We start from the raw sequence: 18292 nt of genomic DNA, 5'->3' as shown, positions 1-18292 counted from the left end.
AAGAGCAAACGGGGCCCGAAGGTGCCCAAATCCAAAGAGTGGCTGGAAGGCAAAGCCGCGAATGCTCACGTGTCGACGGATCGGGTGCTCAAGGCCGCTAAAGCCAAAAGACCTTGAAAGGGCTGGCTGTAAGAGCGGAACCGCCTGCGGCCGTTACCGCAGCAACGGATATACACACCAACCCATCCAAAAAAAACGGTGCTTCCCATTTCTGAAAGAAGCACCGTTTTTAACTGAACAACCTTACGCGACAGGGCGAGAACTATAGGGTTCAAGCCCCAAACACATCACACGTAAAACGATTTCAGCGGCGGAAAGCCATTGAATTCCACCGCGCTATAGCTAGTGGTATAGGCCCCGGTCGACAGCCAATACAGACGATCCCCAATAGCCAGGTTCAACGGCAACCCGTACTTGTAGTTCTCATACATGATGTCGGCGCTGTCACAGGTAGGACCGGCGATGACCACTTCTTCCATCTCGCCTTTCTTCTCGGTCCAGATCGGAAACTTGATGGCTTCGTCCATGGTTTCGATCAGGCCGGAGAACTTGCCCACATCCGTGTACACCCAACGCTCGACGGCGGTACGGGACTTGCGCGCCACCAGCACCACTTCGCTGACCAGGATACCCGCGTTGGCGATCAACGAACGGCCCGGCTCCAGGATGATTTCCGGCAGGTCGTCGCCGAAGTCTTCCTTGAGGAAACGGATGATTTCCTCGGCGTATGTTTCCAGGCTATTGGTGCGGGTGATGTAGTTGGCCGGGAAGCCACCACCCATGTTGATCAGCTTCAGGACGATGCCGTCTTCTTCCTTCAGACGCTCGAAGATCACCTTGACCTTGGCGATCGCCGCGTCCCAGACGCTGATGTCGCGCTGTTGCGAGCCGACGTGGAACGAAATGCCGTACGGCACCAGGCCCAGGTCGCGGGCCAGGATCAGCAGGTCCATGGCCATGTCGGTCTGGCAGCCGAACTTGCGCGACAACGGCCAGTCAGCGGTGGTCGAGCCTTCGGTGAGGATCCGTACATAGACTTTCGAGCCCGGCGCGGCCTTGGCGATGTTGCGCAGGTCGGCTTCGGAGTCGGTGGCATACAAGCGCACGCCCTTCTCGTAGAAGTAGCGAATGTCGCGGGATTTCTTGATGGTGTTGCCGTAGCTGATCCGGTCCGGGCCGACGCCACGGCTCATGACCTTGTCCAGCTCATAGATCGAGGCGATGTCGAAGTTCGAGCCTTTATCCTTGAGCAGGTCGATGATTTCCACCGCCGGGTTGGCCTTGACGGCGTAGTAGACCTTGGCGAACTCGAAACCGGCGCGCAGGTCGTCATAGGCCTGGGAGATCATCGCGGTGTCGATCACCACGAACGGGGTTTCCTGCTTGTCGGCGAACGCTTTCATTTTCTGGAAGGTTTCGCGCGCGAAATAATCTTCGACCTGGATCGACATACTTGGGACTCCTACTGGCAAACATCAGGATCAATGGGTGTGAGGGCAAGCAGCCCTCGTGAACGTCCTCCGTATCCCCACTTTGGTTCGCCTACTTCCCAAGGCATGTCGCCGAAAGCAAAAAGGCCACGGGATGCGTGATTCCCTTGGCCTTGCTGTCTCGTCGTCAGTACTTGAGCCGGATGGATCGTTTCCAGCATGGACGTTCGGCGCGAACTTTAGGGCGTGAGGGGCCTGAGATCAACTAAAAATGTCGCGTTTTTGCACACATCCGTCGTGCGGCCCGCGACAGCTCATGATGTAACCGACCTGCGTGACAGATTGATGTTCCCTTGGATTGGTTTTTCAAGGCGGCTGATGATCGTTCCCACGCTCTGCGTGGGCATGCAGCCCGGGACGCTCCGCGTCCCCAGAGCCGAACGCGGAGCGTCCGTGGAGGCGTTCCCACGCAGAGCGTGGGAACGATCAGTCAAAGGCTGCTGTGCTCGATCAGGCCAACGCAGTCTCGGCCGGCGAGACAATGCTGGTCTTGCCCCCGCGAGAGCGTCCGGAGCTCAGGTACTCGGCAATCGATTCCTGGGTCACTTCCCCGAGGAACACCCGCTCGGCATCCATCACCGGCAGCCACGAGCGGTTGAACTCGTACATGCGCGACAGCAGGATCCGCAGGTGTTCGTCATACGCGGCAGTGGCGTTGAATTCGCGCAGGTATTGTCCGCAGGTGCCGGTCTGGCGGTACAGGTCGCGACGGCGCACATACCCCAGGGCCTTGTTCTCGGCACAGGTGACCACCACGTAGCGACGGTCATGTTCGTCCATCAACTCCAGTGCCTCACCCACTGGCGTCTCGGGGCTGACCGACGGGGCGTTGTCCGCCGCGTCTTCGGCCTTGACCAGCAACAGGCGCTTGAGCGTGCTGTCCTGGCCGACGAAGCTGCTGACGAACTCGTCGGCCGGATGGGCCAGCAGTGTGTCCGGGTGATCGAACTGGACCAGCTTGCCAGCGCGGAAGATCGCAATCTTGTCCCCCAGCTTGATCGCTTCGTCGATGTCGTGGCTGACCATGATCACGGTCTTGTTCAACGCCCGCTGCATCTCGAAGAACTCATTCTGGATCATCTCGCGGTTGATCGGGTCCACCGCGCCGAAGGGTTCGTCCATCAGCAGCAGCGGCGCATCGGCCGCCAGGGCCCGGATCACGCCGATCCGTTGCTGCTGGCCGCCGGACAGTTCACGGGGGTAGCGATGCAGGTATTGCTTGGGTTCGAGCTTGATCATGCTCATCAGCTCGCGGGCGCGGTCGTGGCATTTCTGCTTGTCCCAGCCGAGCAGGCGCGGGACCACGGTGATGTTTTCCTCGATGGTCATGTTCGGGAACAGGCCGATCTGCTGGATCACATAGCCGATGTTGCGGCGCAGGGTCACTTCGTCCAGGCCGGTGGTGTCTTCACCGTTGATCAACACCTTGCCGGAGGTGGGCGGGATCAGGCGATTGATCATCTTCAGCGTGGTGCTTTTGCCACAGCCCGACGGCCCGAGGAATACGCAGATCTCGCCTTCGTTGACGGTCAGGTTCACCGAGTCCACGGCTTTCACATCCTTGCCGTTGCTCTTGAAGGTTTTGCTGAGGTTTTGAAGTTCGATCATTTCAGTAATCCTTTTGGGGTCAGCGAGCGTTGCAGCCATTGCAGAAGCAGGTCGGCGAAGATGGCCAGGAGACTGACCAGCACGGCGCCGACGATCAGCATCGACATGTCGCTGCGGCTGATGGAAGCGAGGATGAGCACGCCCAGGCCACCGGCGCCGATGGTGGCGGCGATGGTCATGACGCCGATGTTCATGACCACGGCGGTGCGCACGCCGGCCAGGATCACCGGCACGGCGATGGGCAGTTCGACCATGCGCAGGCGCTGGCCGAAGGTCATGCCGATGCCACGGGCGGCCTCACGGATGCCCGGTTCGACGCCGGTCAAGGCCAGGTAGGTGTTGCGCATGATCGGCAACAGCGAATAGAGAAACACTGCGGTGATCGCTGGCATTGGGCCCAGGCCTTGGCCGAACTTGGAGTAGAACGGCAACAGCAGGCCGAACAGCGCAATCGACGGAATCGTCAGCAGCACCGTGGCGCTGGCCTGCAATGGGCCGGCGAGCGTCGGGAAGCGGGTCATGAAGATGCCCAGCGGCACACCGACGACAATGGCCAGGGTCACGGCGATGCCCACCAGGGTGATGTGCTGCCAGGTCAGGTGCAGTACCAGCGGCCAGTCCAGATGGGAAAAGGCGTCAAGAAAATCCATGGCTTTTCCTCCAGGTCATTGGGTTGAGAGCAGCGAATGCTGGCGCAGGAAATCAGCGGCAACGGTGGAAGGGCTTTCATGGTTGACGTCCACGCGGGCGTTGAGCTGGCGCATGGTCGCGTCGTCGAACAGCTCGGCCAGGGGCTTGAGCTGCGCGGCCAGTTGCGGGTGCGCGTCGAGGTATGCCTGGCGCACCACTGGTGCGGCGGTGTAGTCGGGGAAGTAATGCTTGTCGTCTTCCAGCAACTTCAGCTTGAACGCGTTCAACCGGCCGTCGGTGGTGTACACCAGACCGGCGAACACCTGGCCGTTGCGCAGGGCGGTGTAGACCAGCCCCGCGTCCATCTGCCGGATGTTCTTGCGGGTCAGGTTCATGCCGTACTGCTCGACCATGCCCGCCAGGCCGTCGGAGCGGTTGGCGAACTCGGTGTCCAGGGCCACCAGATGATTGTCATCGGCTTCGGCCTGCAGCACCGTGTTCAACTGGCTGATGCTGTTGATCTGCGGGTACTGGCGGGCGATTTTTTCCGGCAGGGCCAGGGCGTAGGTGTTGCTGAATTTCGACGGTGTCAGCCAGACCAGGCCTTTTTTCGCGTCGAGGTCTTTCACCCGGGCGTAGGACTGGGCGCTGTCGAGTTTTTCCGTGACGTGGTTGTAGGCCACCAGCGACACGCCGGTGTATTCCCAGAGCATGTCCAGTTGCCCGGTTTCATGGGCGCTGCGGGCCAGGTTGCTGCCCAGGCCGCCGGTGATCTGCGCGTCGTAGCCCTTGCTGCGCAGGTATTGCGCGGTGATTTCCGCCAGCAGCGTCTGTTCGGTGAACACTCGGGCGCCAAGGCGGATCAACGGTTTTTCAGCGGCTTGGGCGAATCCTGCGAACAGCAGGACGCAGCCCAGTATCAAGCTCAACTTCTTCATAAACGATTTCCTTTATCCAGCCGACTTATGACGGTCGCAGACCGCGTTCCAGCCAGAGGCGGCTGGCCATTGTCACCAGGCCGTCGAGCAGCAGCGCCAGCAGGGCGGTGCAGGCCGCGCCGAGCAACAGCTGCGGCTGGTTGTTCAAGGCGATGCCGGGGAAGATCAGGCTGCCGAGACTGTTGGCGCCGATCAGGAACGCCAGGGGCGCGGTGCCGACGTTGATCGCCAGTGCTACGCGCACGCCACCGACGATGATCGGCACGGCGTTGGGCAACTCGACTTTCCACAGCACCTGGCGCGGGGTCATGCCGATGCCGACGGCGGCTTCCTTGAGGGAGCCCTGGACGTTTTTCAGGCCTTCATAGGTATTGCGCACGATGGGCAACAGTGAGGCGAGGAACAGAGCGAAGATGGCAGGACCGCTACCGATGCCCAGGATGCCCAGGGCGATGGCCAGCACGGCCAGGGGCGGCACGGTGTTGCCGATGTTGAACACTTGCATGAAGCGTTCGGCGCGCCCGACCATGCCGGGGCGGCTGAGGGCGATGCCGGCGGGAATGCCCACGAGCAGGGCCGCCAGCATGGAGGCCAGTACCAGCAGCAGGTGCGCTTGCAGGTAGAACAGCAGATCGTCGTGGTAGCGTTGGATCGTATCGATGCCGATCCAGTGGACCAACAGGGCCAGGAGCGCGACGACGACCGCCCCCCCGATAAGCCCTTTGCCATAGCGGATAGCCACAGGCGGACTCCTTTGTCTTTCAGTCGGCGCACGCTTTCCCGGGCGGCAAACCATCACTGGTTGCCGGGAAAACGTTCGCGAGAAGCAGCTCTTTTCCATGCCGGTAAAACGGCAGGTAAATCGAGCCATGAGCGCAGCCTCGTCAGGCTAACTTGCTGATTTTTCAGACCCTGACGAATAGCCGTAACAGGGTGGTGGACGCCTCCACGCTGCTAAAGGTTCCCATGCCGGGGAAGATCTGGCCACCCTGGATGTGCTCAACGGTTCGGTTCCTGGCACAAGTTGAGCTATAATCGCCGCCCTTTTTTGAATCACCTGCCAGGCGATTTCCCATGACCAACCAGGCCGCCGAAGTCGCGAAACGCCGCACTTTCGCCATTATTTCCCACCCCGATGCCGGTAAGACCACCATCACCGAGAAGCTCTTGCTGATGGGCAAGGCGATTGCGGTCGCCGGCACGGTGAAATCTCGCAAATCCGACCGCCATGCCACCTCCGACTGGATGGAAATGGAAAAGCAACGGGGTATTTCCATTACCACGTCGGTCATGCAGTTCCCGTATCGCGATCACATGATCAACCTGCTCGACACCCCGGGCCACGAAGACTTCTCCGAAGACACCTACCGCACCCTGACGGCAGTGGACTCGGCGCTGATGGTCCTCGACGGCGGTAAAGGCGTCGAGCCACGGACCATCGCGCTGATGGACGTCTGCCGTCTGCGGGACACGCCGATTGTCAGCTTCATCAACAAACTCGACCGCGACATCCGCGACCCGATCGAACTGCTCGACGAGATCGAAGCAGTCCTGAAGATCAAGGCCGCGCCGATCACCTGGCCGATCGGTTGCTACCGCGACTTCAAGGGCGTGTACCACCTGGCCGACGACTACATCATCGTCTACACCGCCGGTCACGGGCACGAGCGCACCGACGTCAAGATCATCGAGAAGCTCGACTCCGACGAGGCGCGCGCGCACCTGGGCGACGAGTACGATCGTTTCGTCGAGCAACTGGAACTGGTGCAGGGCGCCTGCCATGAGTTCAATCAGCAGGAGTTCCTCGACGGTCAACTGACCCCGGTGTTCTTCGGTACCGCCCTGGGCAACTTCGGTGTGGACCATGTGCTCGACGCCGTGGTCGATTGGGCCCCGCGCCCGCTGGCCCGTGTCGCCAACGAGCGCACCGTGGAGCCGGTGGAAGAGAAGTTCTCCGGCTTCGTGTTCAAGATCCAGGCGAACATGGACCCCAAGCACCGCGACCGTATCGCCTTCATGCGCATCTGCTCCGGCAAATACGAAAAGGGCATGAAGATGCGCCACGTGCGCACCGGCAAGGACGTGCGCATCGGCGACGCCTTGACGTTCTTCTCCTCGGAACGCGAGCAACTGGAAGAGGCCTTCGCCGGTGACATCATCGGCCTGCACAACCACGGCACCATCCAGATCGGCGACACCTTCACCGAAGGCGAAACCCTGGGCTTCACCGGCATCCCGCACTTCGCCCCGGAACTGTTCCGCCGCGTACGCCTGAAGGATCCGCTCAAGTCCAAGCAACTGCGCCAGGGTCTCCAGCAACTGGCCGAAGAGGGCGCCACCCAGGTGTTCTTCCCGACCCGCAGCAATGACATCATCCTCGGTGCCGTCGGTGTGCTGCAGTTCGACGTCGTCGCCAGCCGCTTGAAAGAGGAATACAAGGTCGAGTGCTCCTACGAGCCGATCACCGTGTACTCCGCTCGTTGGATCGAATGCGGCGACAAAAAGAAACTCGAGGAATTCTCCAACAAGGCCGTGGAAAACCTCGCGCTGGACGGCGGCGGTCACCTGACCTACCTGGCCCCGACCCGAGTCAACCTGGCACTGATGGATGAGCGCTGGCCGGACGTGAAATTCCGCGCGACGCGTGAGCATCACTAAGCGCTGAGTGTTGAAACCGAAACCCCGTTGCGAAAGCTGCGGGGTTTTTTATGGCTTGTCCCGTGTCCTGAACATGAATAATTCACTGTGGGAGCGAGCTTGCTCGCGATAGCGGTGGGTCAGCTTGCCCGGATGTTGGATGTACCGCCGCCATCGCGGGCAAGCCTTGCTCCCACACTGGATCTTCAGTGGACAAGAAACTTGTGTTCGGCACAGTTTCCTCTGTGGGAGCAAAGCTTGCTCGCGATAGCGGTGGGTCAGCTTGCATTGATGTTGGATGTACCGGCCTCTTCGCGGGCAAGCCCGCTCCCACACTGGATCTTCAGTGGACAAGAAACTTGTGTTCGGCACAGTTCCCTCTGTGGGAGCGAGCTTGCTCGCGATAGCGGTGGGTCAGCTTGCCCGGATGTTGGATGTACCGCCGCCATCGCGGGCAAGCCTTGCTCCCACACTGGATCTTCAGTGGACAAGAAACTTGTGCTCGGCACAGTTCCCTCTGTGGGAGCAAAGCTTGCTCGCGATAGCGGTGGGTCAGCTTGCCTGGATGTTGGATGTGCCGGCCTCTTCGCGGGCAAGCCTTGCTCCCACACTGGATCTTCAGTGGACAAGAAACTTGTGTTTGGCACAGTTTCCTCTGTGGGAGCAAAGCTTGCTCGCGATGGCGGTGGGTCGGCTTGCCTGGATATTGGATGTACCGGCCTCTTCGCGGGCAAGCCCGCTCCCACACTGGATCTTCAGTGGGCAAGAAATTTATGTTTGGCACAGTTTCCTCTGTGGGAGCAAAGCTTGCTCGCGATAGCGGTGGGTCGGCTTGCCTGGATATTGGATGTGCCGGCCTCTTCGCGGGCAAGCCTTGCTCCCACACTGGATCTTCAGTGGACAAGAAACTTGTGTTCGGCACAGATCCCTCTGTGGGAGCGAGCTTGCTCGCGATAGCGGTGGGTCAGCTTGCCTGGATGTTGGATGTGCCGGCCTCTTCGCGGGCAAGCCTTGCTCCCACACTGGATCTTCAGTGGGCAAGAAACTTGTGCTCGGCACAGATCCCTCTGTGGGAGCGAGCTTGCTCGCGATAGCGGTGGGTCAGCTTGCCTGGATGTTGGATGTACCGGCCTCTTCGCGGGCAAGCCCGCTCCCACACTGGATCTTCAGTGGGCAAGAAATTTATGTTTGGCACAGTTCCCTCTGTGGGAGCAAAGCTTGCTCGCGATAGCGGTGGGTCAGCTTGCCTGGATGTTGGATGTGCCGGCCTCTTCGCGGGCAAGCCTTGCTCCCACACTGGATCTTCAGTGGGCAAGAAATTTATGTTTGGCACAGTTTCCTCTGTGGGAGCAAAGCTTGCTCGCGATAGCGGTGGGTCAGCTTGCCCGGATGTTGGATGTACCGCCGCCATCGCGGGCAAGCCTTGCTCCCACATAGGTTCCTGGCGTTAGTAGGTTTGGAGATAACGCTTATTCGAAACCAATCTGTCGGGCTATGGCATTTCTGTCTGTTCTGGAGCGTCCTATCTGGTGAACCGGCCTGTTCAGAACTAGATTTTCTTGAGCGCCGTCAGGTCCCGGCTTTAATCCGGAAAAGAAGGAATTGGCTATGAACAAGCTGCTACGCATGATGTTTTTGCTGAAGGTCTTGGTGATGCTGTCCCTGGGCTCCACCGCCGCTTGGGCGGAATGCGATGAGCACGAGCAGCACGCATCGAGTGGCTCGGTGGCGCAGGGTGAGTTGATGTTTGCTGCGTCCGATTCGGATGCCGGTGATCCGGATAATGGCGAGGACGATGATGGCGCGCCAATCGATACGCCGGACGGTGATGAAGATGAAGAGGATGATAGCCAGACGTAGGTCTCTAACCTAAAGAAAACCCCTCCAGCCCAACTGATACTCAGTCGGGACTGGAGGGGTTTTTCATGCCTGATGTATTACCCAGTGCATGGGTTGAACCTGTGGATGATCAGGCCTTGCTCATGCCGCGCCATCGAGGAACTGCTCGGCGTAGTGACACGCCACCAGGCGGTTATCGAGCGGCCGCAACGCCGGTTCTTCGGTCTTGCAGCGCTCGGTGGCGTACGGGCAGCGCTTGTGGAAGGCGCAGCCGGACGGTGGGTTGAGCGGGTTGGGCAGTTCGCCGACGATCTTGATCTTCGGCTTGTTCGGGTCCGGGTGGATGGTCGGGGTGGCCGACAGCAGCGCCTGGGTGTACGGGTGCAGCGGGCGGCTGTAGATGGACTCGTTGGGGCCCATTTCCACCGGGCGACCGAGGTACATCACCATCACGTCGTCAGCCACGTGCTGCACCACCGCCAGGTTGTGGGAAATGAACACGTAGGCGGTGTTGAATTCCTGCTGCAGGTCCATGAACAGGTTCAGCACCTGGGCCTGGATCGACACGTCCAGCGCCGACGTCGGTTCGTCCGCCACCAGCACCTTGGGTTGCAGCATCATGGCGCGGGCCAGGGCGATGCGCTGGCGCTGGCCACCGGAGAACATGTGCGGGTAGCGCTGGTAATGCTCGGGGCGCAGGCCCACCTGCTTCATCATCGCCTGGACTTTTTCCCGCCGCTCGGTGGCCGACAGGCTGGTGTTGATCAGCAACGGCTCGGCCAGCTGATCACCGATTTTCTGCCGTGGGTTGAGGGACGCGTACGGGCTCTGGAAGACCATCTGCACGTCTTTGCGCAATTGCTTGCGTTCGGCCTTGTTGGCGCCGGTCACTTCCTGGCCGGCGATTTTCAGGGAGCCGGAGGATGGCTCTTCGATCAGCGTCAGGGCCCGGGCGAGGGTGGATTTGCCGCAACCGGATTCGCCCACCACGGCCAGGGTCTTGCCGGCTTCCAGTTCGAACGACACGCCGTTGAGGGCGCGCACGGTCGCATGGCCCTTGAACATGCCGCGGGACACTTCGTAATGACGGGTCAGGTCACGGGCGGTAAGTACGACGGCCATCACGCCACCTCCTGGTTCAACGGGTAGAAGCAGCGGGCGAGGCTGTTGGATTTCGGGTCAAGGGCCGGGCGTTGTTGACGGCAGTTGTCCTGCACGTACGGGCAGCGCGGCGACAGCAGGCAACCTTGTGGGCGGTCGTAGCGACCGGGCACGATGCCGGGCAAGGTCGCCAGGCGCTCGGCGCCCATGCTGTGCTCCGGAATCGCCGCCAGCAGCGCTTCGCTGTACGGGTGGGCGGGGATGTCGAACAGCTGCGGCACCTTGCCCACTTCCACCGCCTGACCGGCGTACATCACACACACGCGCTGGGCGGTTTCAGCCACCACGGCGAGGTCGTGGGTGATCAGCACCAGGCCCATGTTCTGCTCTTTTTGCAGGGCCAGCAGCAGGTCCATGATCTGCGCCTGGATGGTCACGTCCAGGGCGGTGGTCGGTTCGTCGGCGATCAGCAGCTTCGGCTCGCCGGCAATCGCCATGGCAATCGCCACGCGCTGGCTCATGCCACCGGACAGTTGATGCGGGTAGGCATCCATGCGGCTGGCGGCGCCGGGGATCTCGACTTTTTCCAGCAGTTCGATGGCGCGCTTGCGGGCGGCCTTGCCGGACATCTTCAGGTGCAGGCGCAGCACTTCTTCGATCTGGAAACCCACGGTGTAGCTGGGGTTGAGCGCGGTCATCGGATCCTGGAAGACCATCGCCAGGTCCTTGCCGACGATCTGCCGGCGTTGGCGGTTGCTCAGCTTGAGCATGTTCTTGCCGTCGAAGTTCAGCGCATCGGCGGTGACGATGCCGGGGTGCTCGATCAGCCCCATCAGCGCCATCATGGTCACGGATTTACCCGAGCCCGATTCGCCGACGATGGCCAGGACTTCGCCTTTTTCCACAGTCAGGTCCAGGCCGTCGACCACCGGCACAGCGGTGGCGTCGCCGAAGCGGACGTTGAGATTCTTGATTTCTAGCAGTGACATGGGAATCTCCTCAGGCGGCATTCTTGAGTTTCGGGTCCAGCGCATCGCGCAGCCCGTCGCCCATCAGGTTGATTGCCAGCACGCTGAGCAAAATGGTCAAGCCAGGCAGGCTCACGACCCACCAGGCGCGTTCGATGTAGTCGCGGGCCGAGGCCAGCATGGTGCCCCACTCCGGGGTGGGCGGCTGCACGCCGAGGCCGAGGAAGCCCAGGGCGGCGGCGTCGAGGATCGCCGAGGAAAAGCTCAGCGTCGCCTGGACGATCAGCGGTGCCATGCAGTTGGGCAGCACAGTGATGAACATCAGGCGCGGCAGGCCGGCACCGGCCAGGCGGGCGGCGGTCACGTAGTCGCGGTTCAGTTCGCCCATCACGGCGGCACGGGTCAGGCGCACGTAGGACGGCAGCGAGACGATGGCGATGGCGATCACGGTGTTGATCAGGCCTGGGCCGAGGATGGCGACGATCGCCACGGCCAACAGCAGCGAAGGCAGGGCCAGCATGATGTCCATCAAACGCATGATGGTCGGGCCGAGCAGGCGCGGGAAGAACCCGGCGAACAGCCCCAGCAGGATGCCCGGGATCAGCGACATCACCACCGACGACAAGCCGATCAGCAGCGACAGGCGCGAACCCTGGATCAGGCGCGAGAGCAAGTCGCGGCCCAGTTCGTCGGTGCCCAGCAGGAACTGGATCTGCCCGCCTTCAAGCCAGGCCGGCGGCGTCAGCAGGAAGTCGCGGTACTGCTCGCTCGGGTCGTGAGGTGCGACCCAGGGGGCGAAGATCGCGCAGAACACCACCAGGATCATGAACAGCAGCCCGGCCACGGCGCCCTTGTTGCGGGAAAACGCGTGCCAGAATTCTTTGTACGGGGACGGGTACAGCAGGCTTTGATCGACTGCTACCGCGGTAGTTGGAGTACTCATGGTTTTGATCTCAGCGCTGGTGACGGATGCGTGGGTTGGCAAAGCCGTAGAGGATGTCCACGACGAAGTTGACCAGAATCACCAGGCAGGCGATTAACAGGATGCCGTTCTGCACCACGGGATAGTCCCGGGCGCCGATGGCTTCGATCAGCCACTTGCCGATGCCCGGCCAGGAGAAGATCGTTTCGGTCAGGACCGCACCGGCCAGCAGCGTGCCGACTTGCAGGCCGACCACGGTCAGTACCGGGATCAGCGCGTTGCGCAGGCCATGCACGAACACCACGCGCGAAGGCGACAGGCCTTTGGCGCGGGCGGTGCGGATGTAGTCCTCGCGCAGCACTTCGAGCATCGAAGAACGGGTCATGCGGGCGATCACCGCCAGCGGAATGGTGCCCAGTACGATGGCCGGCAGGATCAGGTGGTGCAGGGCATCGAGGAACGCGCCCGGCTCGTCGGCCAGCAGCGTGTCGATCAGCATGAAGCCGGTTTTCGGTTCGATGTCGTAGAGCAGGTCGATCCGCCCCGACACCGGCGTCCAGCCCAGGGACACCGAGAAGAACATGATCAGGATCAGGCCCCACCAGAAGATCGGCATCGAATACCCCGCCAGGGAGATGCCCATCACCCCATGGTCGAACAGGGATCCTCGCTTGAGTGCCGCGATCACCCCGGCCAGCAGGCCCAGGATACCGGCGAACAACAGGGCGGCCATGGACAGTTCCAGGGTCGCGGGAAACAGTGAGCTGAACTCGGTCCATACGCTTTCACGGGTACGCAGCGATTCGCCGAGGTCGCCGTGGGCCAGTTTGCCGATGTAGTCCAGGTACTGGGCATACAGCGGTTTGTTGAGGCCAAGGCGTTCCATTGCCTGTGCATGCATTTCGGGATCGACCCGACGTTCGCCCATCATCACTTCCACGGGGTCGCCGGGGATCATGCGAATCAACGCGAAGGTCAGCAAGGTGATGCCGAAGAACGTGGGGATCAATAATCCCAGTCGGCGGGCAATAAAACTAAACATCTTCAGGTGTACCTCATCAGCCGGTTAGGCGTGCCCGGCGCCGCTTTGGATCAAGCGTCGCCAGGCGTTTTCTTATCTACTTCACCTGGGTGGTGGCGAAGTTGTTGGTGGTGAGCGGGCTAATCACGTAGCCCTCTACGTTGTTGCGCATTGCGGTGAACATGCGGGTGTGGGCCATGCTGATCCACGGTTGGTCCTGGTTGAAAATCACCTGGGCCTGTTCATAGAGCTTGGCGCGTTCCTCGGGGTTCACTGTGGCGCGAGCCTGGTCGATCAGCGCCTGGAATTTCTCGCTGCACCAGCGCGCGTAGTTTTCGCCGTTCTTGGCCGCCTCGCAACTGAGCATAGGCGTCAGGAAGTTATCCGGGTCGCCGTTGTCGCCCGCCCATCCGGCAGAGACCATGTCGTGCTCGCCGTTTTTCGCGCGCTTGAGCATTTCGCCCCATTCCATCACGCGGATGTCGACCTTGATCCCGACCTTCGCCAGGTCCGCCTGCATCATCTGCGCGCCGAGCATCGGGTTGGGGTTGGTCGGGCCGCCGCCGTTGCGGGTGAACAGGGTGAACACGGTGCCTTCCGGCACGCCGGCTTCCTTGAGCAGCTGGCGGGCCTTGTCCAGGTCGCGGGTCGGGTTCTTCAGGTCGTGGTTGAAACCCAGCAGCGTCGGTGGGTACGGGTTGACCGCCACGGTGGCGTTGCCCTTGCCGAACAGCGCGTTGACGTAGGCTTCCTTGTCGAAGGCCAGGTCGATGGCTTTGCGCACCCGCACGTCGCTCATGTATTTGTGGCTGGTGTTCAGGGCGGTGTAGGAAACAGTCATCGCATCCAGCTCGGTGACCTTCAGGTTCGGGTCTTTCTTGATGCTGGGGATGTCATCGGGTTTGGGGTACAGCGCGATCTGGCACTCGTTGGTCTTGAGCTTCTGCATGCGCACGTTGTTGTCGGTGGCGATGGCCAGTACCAGCGCATCGGCCGGTGGCTTGCCACGGAAGTAGTCCGGGTTGGCCTTGAAGCGAACCTGGGCGTCCTTGTTGTAGCGCTGGAAGACGAACGGCCCGGTGCCGACTGGCTTGCTGTTGAGGTCACCAGCCTTGCCTGCCTTGAGCAACTGGTCGGCGTATTCGGCCGGGTAGATCGAAGAGAAGGCCATGGCGATGTCGGCCAAAAATGGCGCTTCGCGGCGGGTCAGGCTGAACTTGACTGTGTGCTCGTCGACTTTCTCGACGCTCTTGAGCAGTTCCTTGAAACCCATGCTTTCAAAGTACGGGAAGCCCACGCTCGACAGTTTGTGCCACGGGTGATTCGGGTCCAGCTGGCGCTGGAAACTCCAGACCACGTCGTCGGCGTTCATGTCGCGGGTCGGCTTGAAGTATTCGGTGGTGTGGAACTTGACGCCCTTGCGCAGGTGGAAGGTGTACGTCAGGCCATCGTCACTGATGTCCCAGGATTCGGCCAGGGCCGGAATCACTTCGGTGGTGCCGGGTTTGAAATCGGCCAGGCGATTGAAAATGGTTTCTGCCACGGCGTCGGCAGTGACTGCAGTCGTGTACTGGACCATGTCGAAGCCTTCCGGGCTGGCTTCTGTGCAAACCACCAGGGGTTTGGCCGTGGCGCCAACGGCGACACTCAGCAGCGCAGCGGCGATGGCGGCGCGTAGGGGGATCATGTTCATCGTCAATCCTCTGCAATCGGGTAAATGGCAAAAGACCGGACGGGCGACCTTGTGAGTCGACCGCCCGGTGGCAGTTTAGAGAATGTTGAACGGAATGGTGGTGACCAGGCGGAACTCGTTGATGTTGCCATCCGCCTGGTGTTCGCTGGCGCGGTGAGTGGTGTAGGTCGCACGAATGGCGGTGGCCTTGAGTGGGCCGCTCTGTACGGCATAGGACGCACCGACGCCGTATTCGTAGTGGCTTTCACCGTCCATCAGGCTCAGGTCGCCGCGCTGCTTACCTGGATCGGTGTAGGCCGTGCCACGGTAATGCGTGCCGTCGATGCCCCAACCACGTGCCTGATAGATGTTGAACTTCAGGCCAGGCACGCCGTACTCGGCCATGTTGAGGCCGTAGGCGATCTGGAAGGATTTTTCGTTCGGGCTGTTGAAGTCCGACAGCAAGGAGTTGGCCAGGTAGATGCCGTTGGTTTCATGCAGGTAGTCGAAGTACTCGTCGCCGTTCACTTCCTGGTAGGAGAACGTCAGGCTGTGAGCCTGGTGAGTAAGGCCGAGCGACAGGGAGTAGGTATCGTTGTCGATATTCCCCATCAGCTTTTTGCCTTCATCGACGGTTTTGTAATAGTTCAGGCCGGTGGTCAGGCTCAGCACTTGGCTGTCCCCGAGCTCGTGGGTAGCACCGAAGTAGTATTGGTTCCAGAAGTCTTCGACTTTGGCACCATACAGGCTGGTTTTCAGGCTTTTGAACGGTTGGTAGTTCACGCCGGCGGTGTAGACCTTGTCGGTTTCCACGCCGGTAGCGGAATATTCACTGCGGAATTTCGACAGGCTCTGCTCGGTCCGTGGCGAAACGCGGTCGAAACCGGCCAGGTCGAACGACAGGTTGTTGAATTCTTCACTGTGCAGGCTGATACCTTCGAAGCTCGAAGGCAGTGCGCGGTTACCGATGACATCAACGATTGGCGTACTGAAGTTCTGGCGACCCGCGGTCAGCGTTGTATTCGATGCACGGAACTTGACGTTGGCCAGGCCCAGCTTGCTCCACTGGTCCACGGCATCACCGTTGTTGTCCGCCAGGGTGCGGTTGGAACCACCGGCGATGTGTTTGCGATCCTGGTCCAGAACGATAGCGTTATAGGCGGCCACTTCAGTGCTGACGCCGACGGTGCCTTGGGTAAAGCCCGAGGTGTAGTTGACGATAGTGCCTTGAACCCAGTTGATGCGACGAGCAATGGGAGTAGCCGGTACGGAAGGGTCATTTTTTACACTGTTTGGCTTGTAGCTGAATCGGTCATCACGACGTTTCAACTCGTTGGCGTACCAGTTACGAGTCGTGCCCCCCAGACTTTGTCCGTCGATGAAACCTTTTGCTTCGCTCTGGGCGCTGCTGTCGGCCAGCGCGGTAGGGACGAATGCCTGACTGACAGATTCAGCATACGCCGTGGCGGTGATGCTGCTGATGGCCAGGGCCAGTATCGCGGTGCTGCTCAGTTTCATGGGTAACGCTCCTTTTCTTTCTTTTGATGCCGGTCTTTTTAGGTGATACGGCTATTGGTTTTTGCAACTCATTCACAGCTAGCAAACGTTTGCATGGCGCCTGATCGACGAATTCAGGCAAGACGTCTGCGTGAGGGCTTCCAAGGGAAGCCCTCGCTGTGCGGCTAAGCGGTTATGGGTTCAGGCTGACGCCCGAGAACACGTTGCGACCGAAGGGGCTGACTTTGAACCCTTCGACTTTGGCACTCAGCGGCTGGTTGACCGTCGAGTGGGCAACAGGGGTGATCGGCACTTGCTGCTTGAGCAACTGCTGGGCCTGTTTGTAGAGCACGGTGCGCTGGTCGCGGTCGGTGACGACCTTGGCCTGCTTGATCAGCTTGTCGTAGTCCGGGTCACACCACATGGAGTAGTTGTTGCCGCCAATGGCGTCGCAGCTGTACAGCGTGCCCAGCCAGTTGTCCGGGTCCCCGTTGTCGCCGGTCCAGCCGATCAGGCTGATGTCGTGCTCGCCGTTCTTGGTGCGCTTGATGTACTCGCCCCATTCGTAGCTGACGATCTTCACCTTCAGGCCGATCTTCGCCCAGTCGGCCTGGAGCATCTCGGCCATCAGCTTGGCGTTGGGGTTGTACGGGCGTTGCACGGGCATGGCCCAGAGGGTGATTTCGGTGCCTTCCTTGACGCCGGCGGCCTTGAGCAATTCCTTGGCTTTTTCCGGGTTGTAGGGAGCGTCCTTGATGGTGTCGTCGTAGGACCACTGCGTTGGCGGCATGGCGTTCTGCGCCAGTTGCCCCGCGCCCTGGTACACGGCATTGAGAATGCCTTGCTTGTTCACCGCCATGTCCAATGCCTGGCGCACTTCGACCTGGTCGAACGGCTTGTGGCGGGTGTTATAGGCGATGTAGCCCAGGTTGAAACCAGGCTTCTCGATCAACTGCAGCTTGGGGTCGTTCTTCAAGGCTGGCACATCGGCCGGACGCGGATGCAGGGTGACCTGGCATTCGTTGGCCTTGAGCTTCTGCACCCGCACCGAGGCGTCGGTGTTGATGGAGAAGATCAGGTTGTTCAGCTTGACCCGTTCCGGCGCCCAGTACTGCTGGTTGGCGACGTAGCGGATGTTGGAGTCTTTCTGGTAGCTCTTGAACTCGAACGGCCCGGTGCCGATCGGCTTCTGGTTGATGTCGCTCGGTTTGCCGCTCTTGAGCAACTGGTCGGCGTATTCGGCCGACAGGATCGCGGCGAAGCTCATGGCGATGTTCTGGATGAACGCGGCGTCCACGCTGTTGAGGGTCATGACCACGGTCAGTGGCCCGGTCGCTTCTACCTTGGCGATGTTCTTGTTCAGGCTCATGCCGTTGAAGTAGGGGAACTCGGTGGGGTAGGCCTTGCGGAACGGATGCTGCGGGTCGAGCATGCGGTTGAAGGTGAACAACACGTCGTCGGCGTTGAAATCTCGGGTTGGCGTGAAGTAGTCGGTGGTGTGAAATTTCACGCCTTCGCGCAGGTGGAAGGTGTACTTCAAGCCGTCTTCGGAAATATCCCAGCTGGTCGCCAGGCCCGGGACGACGTTGGTCGCGCCTTTTTCGAACTCGGCCAGGCGGTTGTACAGCGGCTCGGCGGCATCGTTGTCGGTGGCCGTGGTGTATTGCGCGGTGTCGAAACCGGCGGGGCTGCCTTCGGAACAGAACACCAGGCTGCCGGCGGCGGCCTGGGCTGCGGATGTCGCGGCCAACAGGCCGGTGCCCAGCAATGCGGATAAAACCAAGGTATGGCGCATGACGCTCCCTCTCTCGTTCGGGGTGTTTTAACAGTGAACCGGTGTCCTTCCGGGGACAGGTCCGGGGCACTGAGCTCATTCCAATGCGTAGCGATGCCGCAGGGCTGGCAAATCGTCCAAGTGCCGACGGTATGAGCCGTAGGCCGGGCGGTAAATGCGTAATACCTGAAAGAC

At 60.8% G+C, this 18292-nt stretch carries 14 protein-coding genes; 2 read left to right on the top strand and 12 right to left on the bottom strand.

Translation table 11 applies throughout. The annotated features are described in order from the left end of the window. Nucleotides 1-287 precede the first annotated feature (287 nt). From KGA89_RS22580 to KGA89_RS22560, 5 genes are all read right to left on the bottom strand, one after another. Complete coding sequence (locus KGA89_RS22580) at nucleotides 288-1451, bottom strand: type III PLP-dependent enzyme (protein ID WP_003197753.1); 1164 nt, start codon at nucleotides 1449-1451, stop codon at nucleotides 288-290. A gap of 489 nt (nucleotides 1452-1940) precedes the next feature. Continuing rightward, nucleotides 1941-3098 (bottom strand): betaine/proline/choline family ABC transporter ATP-binding protein, encoded by a 1158-nt coding sequence (locus KGA89_RS22575; RefSeq protein WP_003197755.1) that lies wholly within the window; start codon nucleotides 3096-3098, stop codon nucleotides 1941-1943. Continuing rightward, a complete protein-coding gene (locus KGA89_RS22570) occupies nucleotides 3095-3748 on the bottom strand; it encodes an ABC transporter permease (protein WP_024616353.1) in 654 nt (217 codons plus the stop codon). Before KGA89_RS22570 ends, KGA89_RS22575 begins: the two co-directional genes overlap by 4 nt. A 15-nt stretch (nucleotides 3749-3763) precedes the next feature. Continuing rightward, nucleotides 3764-4666 carry a glycine betaine ABC transporter substrate-binding protein gene (locus KGA89_RS22565; RefSeq protein WP_223472585.1) on the bottom strand — a complete coding sequence of 301 codons (903 nt, stop codon included), beginning with the start codon at nucleotides 4664-4666 and terminating at the stop codon, nucleotides 3764-3766. A gap of 25 nt (nucleotides 4667-4691) precedes the next feature. Next, nucleotides 4692-5408, bottom strand: coding sequence for an ABC transporter permease (locus KGA89_RS22560; RefSeq protein ID WP_003197761.1), 717 nt, complete (start codon nucleotides 5406-5408; stop codon nucleotides 4692-4694). Between the two features lie 332 nt (nucleotides 5409-5740). On the opposite strand from KGA89_RS22560, the gene KGA89_RS22555 reads away from it, so the two are divergent. After that, a complete protein-coding gene (locus KGA89_RS22555; RefSeq protein WP_223472584.1) occupies nucleotides 5741-7324 on the top strand; it encodes a peptide chain release factor 3 in 1584 nt (527 codons plus the stop codon). Between the two features lie 1587 nt (nucleotides 7325-8911). Next, nucleotides 8912-9163 carry a hypothetical protein gene (locus KGA89_RS22550; RefSeq protein WP_223472583.1) on the top strand — a complete coding sequence of 84 codons (252 nt, stop codon included), beginning with the start codon at nucleotides 8912-8914 and terminating at the stop codon, nucleotides 9161-9163. Nucleotides 9164-9283: 120 nt separating this feature from the next. On the opposite strand, the gene KGA89_RS22545 is transcribed toward KGA89_RS22550, so the two are convergent. From KGA89_RS22545 to KGA89_RS22515, 7 genes are all read right to left on the bottom strand, one after another. Further along, nucleotides 9284-10264 (bottom strand): peptide ABC transporter ATP-binding protein, encoded by a 981-nt coding sequence (locus tag KGA89_RS22545; protein WP_028237338.1) that lies wholly within the window; start codon nucleotides 10262-10264, stop codon nucleotides 9284-9286. After that, on the bottom strand, nucleotides 10264-11232 hold the full coding sequence (locus tag KGA89_RS22540) for an ABC transporter ATP-binding protein (RefSeq protein ID WP_223472582.1): 969 nt from the start codon (nucleotides 11230-11232) through the stop codon (nucleotides 10264-10266). Before KGA89_RS22540 ends, KGA89_RS22545 begins: the two co-directional genes overlap by 1 nt. Before the next feature lie 10 nt (nucleotides 11233-11242). Next, the gene (locus KGA89_RS22535) at nucleotides 11243-12154 is read right to left on the bottom strand and encodes an ABC transporter permease subunit (RefSeq protein ID WP_003197772.1); all 912 of its coding nucleotides are present in this window, start codon (nucleotides 12152-12154) and stop codon (nucleotides 11243-11245) included. A 10-nt stretch (nucleotides 12155-12164) separates the two neighbouring features. Next, nucleotides 12165-13175 carry an ABC transporter permease subunit gene (locus KGA89_RS22530; RefSeq protein WP_014336601.1) on the bottom strand — a complete coding sequence of 337 codons (1011 nt, stop codon included), beginning with the start codon at nucleotides 13173-13175 and terminating at the stop codon, nucleotides 12165-12167. Nucleotides 13176-13251: 76 nt separating this feature from the next. Beyond that, a complete protein-coding gene (locus KGA89_RS22525) occupies nucleotides 13252-14847 on the bottom strand; it encodes an ABC transporter substrate-binding protein (RefSeq protein ID WP_053161880.1) in 1596 nt (531 codons plus the stop codon). Between the two features lie 75 nt (nucleotides 14848-14922). Further along, nucleotides 14923-16344 (bottom strand): OprD family porin, encoded by a 1422-nt coding sequence (locus tag KGA89_RS22520; RefSeq protein ID WP_053161882.1) that lies wholly within the window; start codon nucleotides 16342-16344, stop codon nucleotides 14923-14925. A gap of 172 nt (nucleotides 16345-16516) precedes the next feature. After that, nucleotides 16517-18118 carry an ABC transporter substrate-binding protein gene (locus tag KGA89_RS22515; protein ID WP_223472581.1) on the bottom strand — a complete coding sequence of 534 codons (1602 nt, stop codon included), beginning with the start codon at nucleotides 18116-18118 and terminating at the stop codon, nucleotides 16517-16519. Nucleotides 18119-18292: the final 174 nt, after the last annotated feature.

The organism is Pseudomonas sp. A-RE-22, from assembly GCF_019956035.1.
Classification (GTDB): Bacteria; Pseudomonadota; Gammaproteobacteria; order Pseudomonadales; family Pseudomonadaceae; genus Aquipseudomonas; species Aquipseudomonas brassicacearum.
The sequence above is the reverse complement of the archived record's forward strand: the minus strand, read 5'-3'. Positions and strand labels throughout refer to the sequence as shown.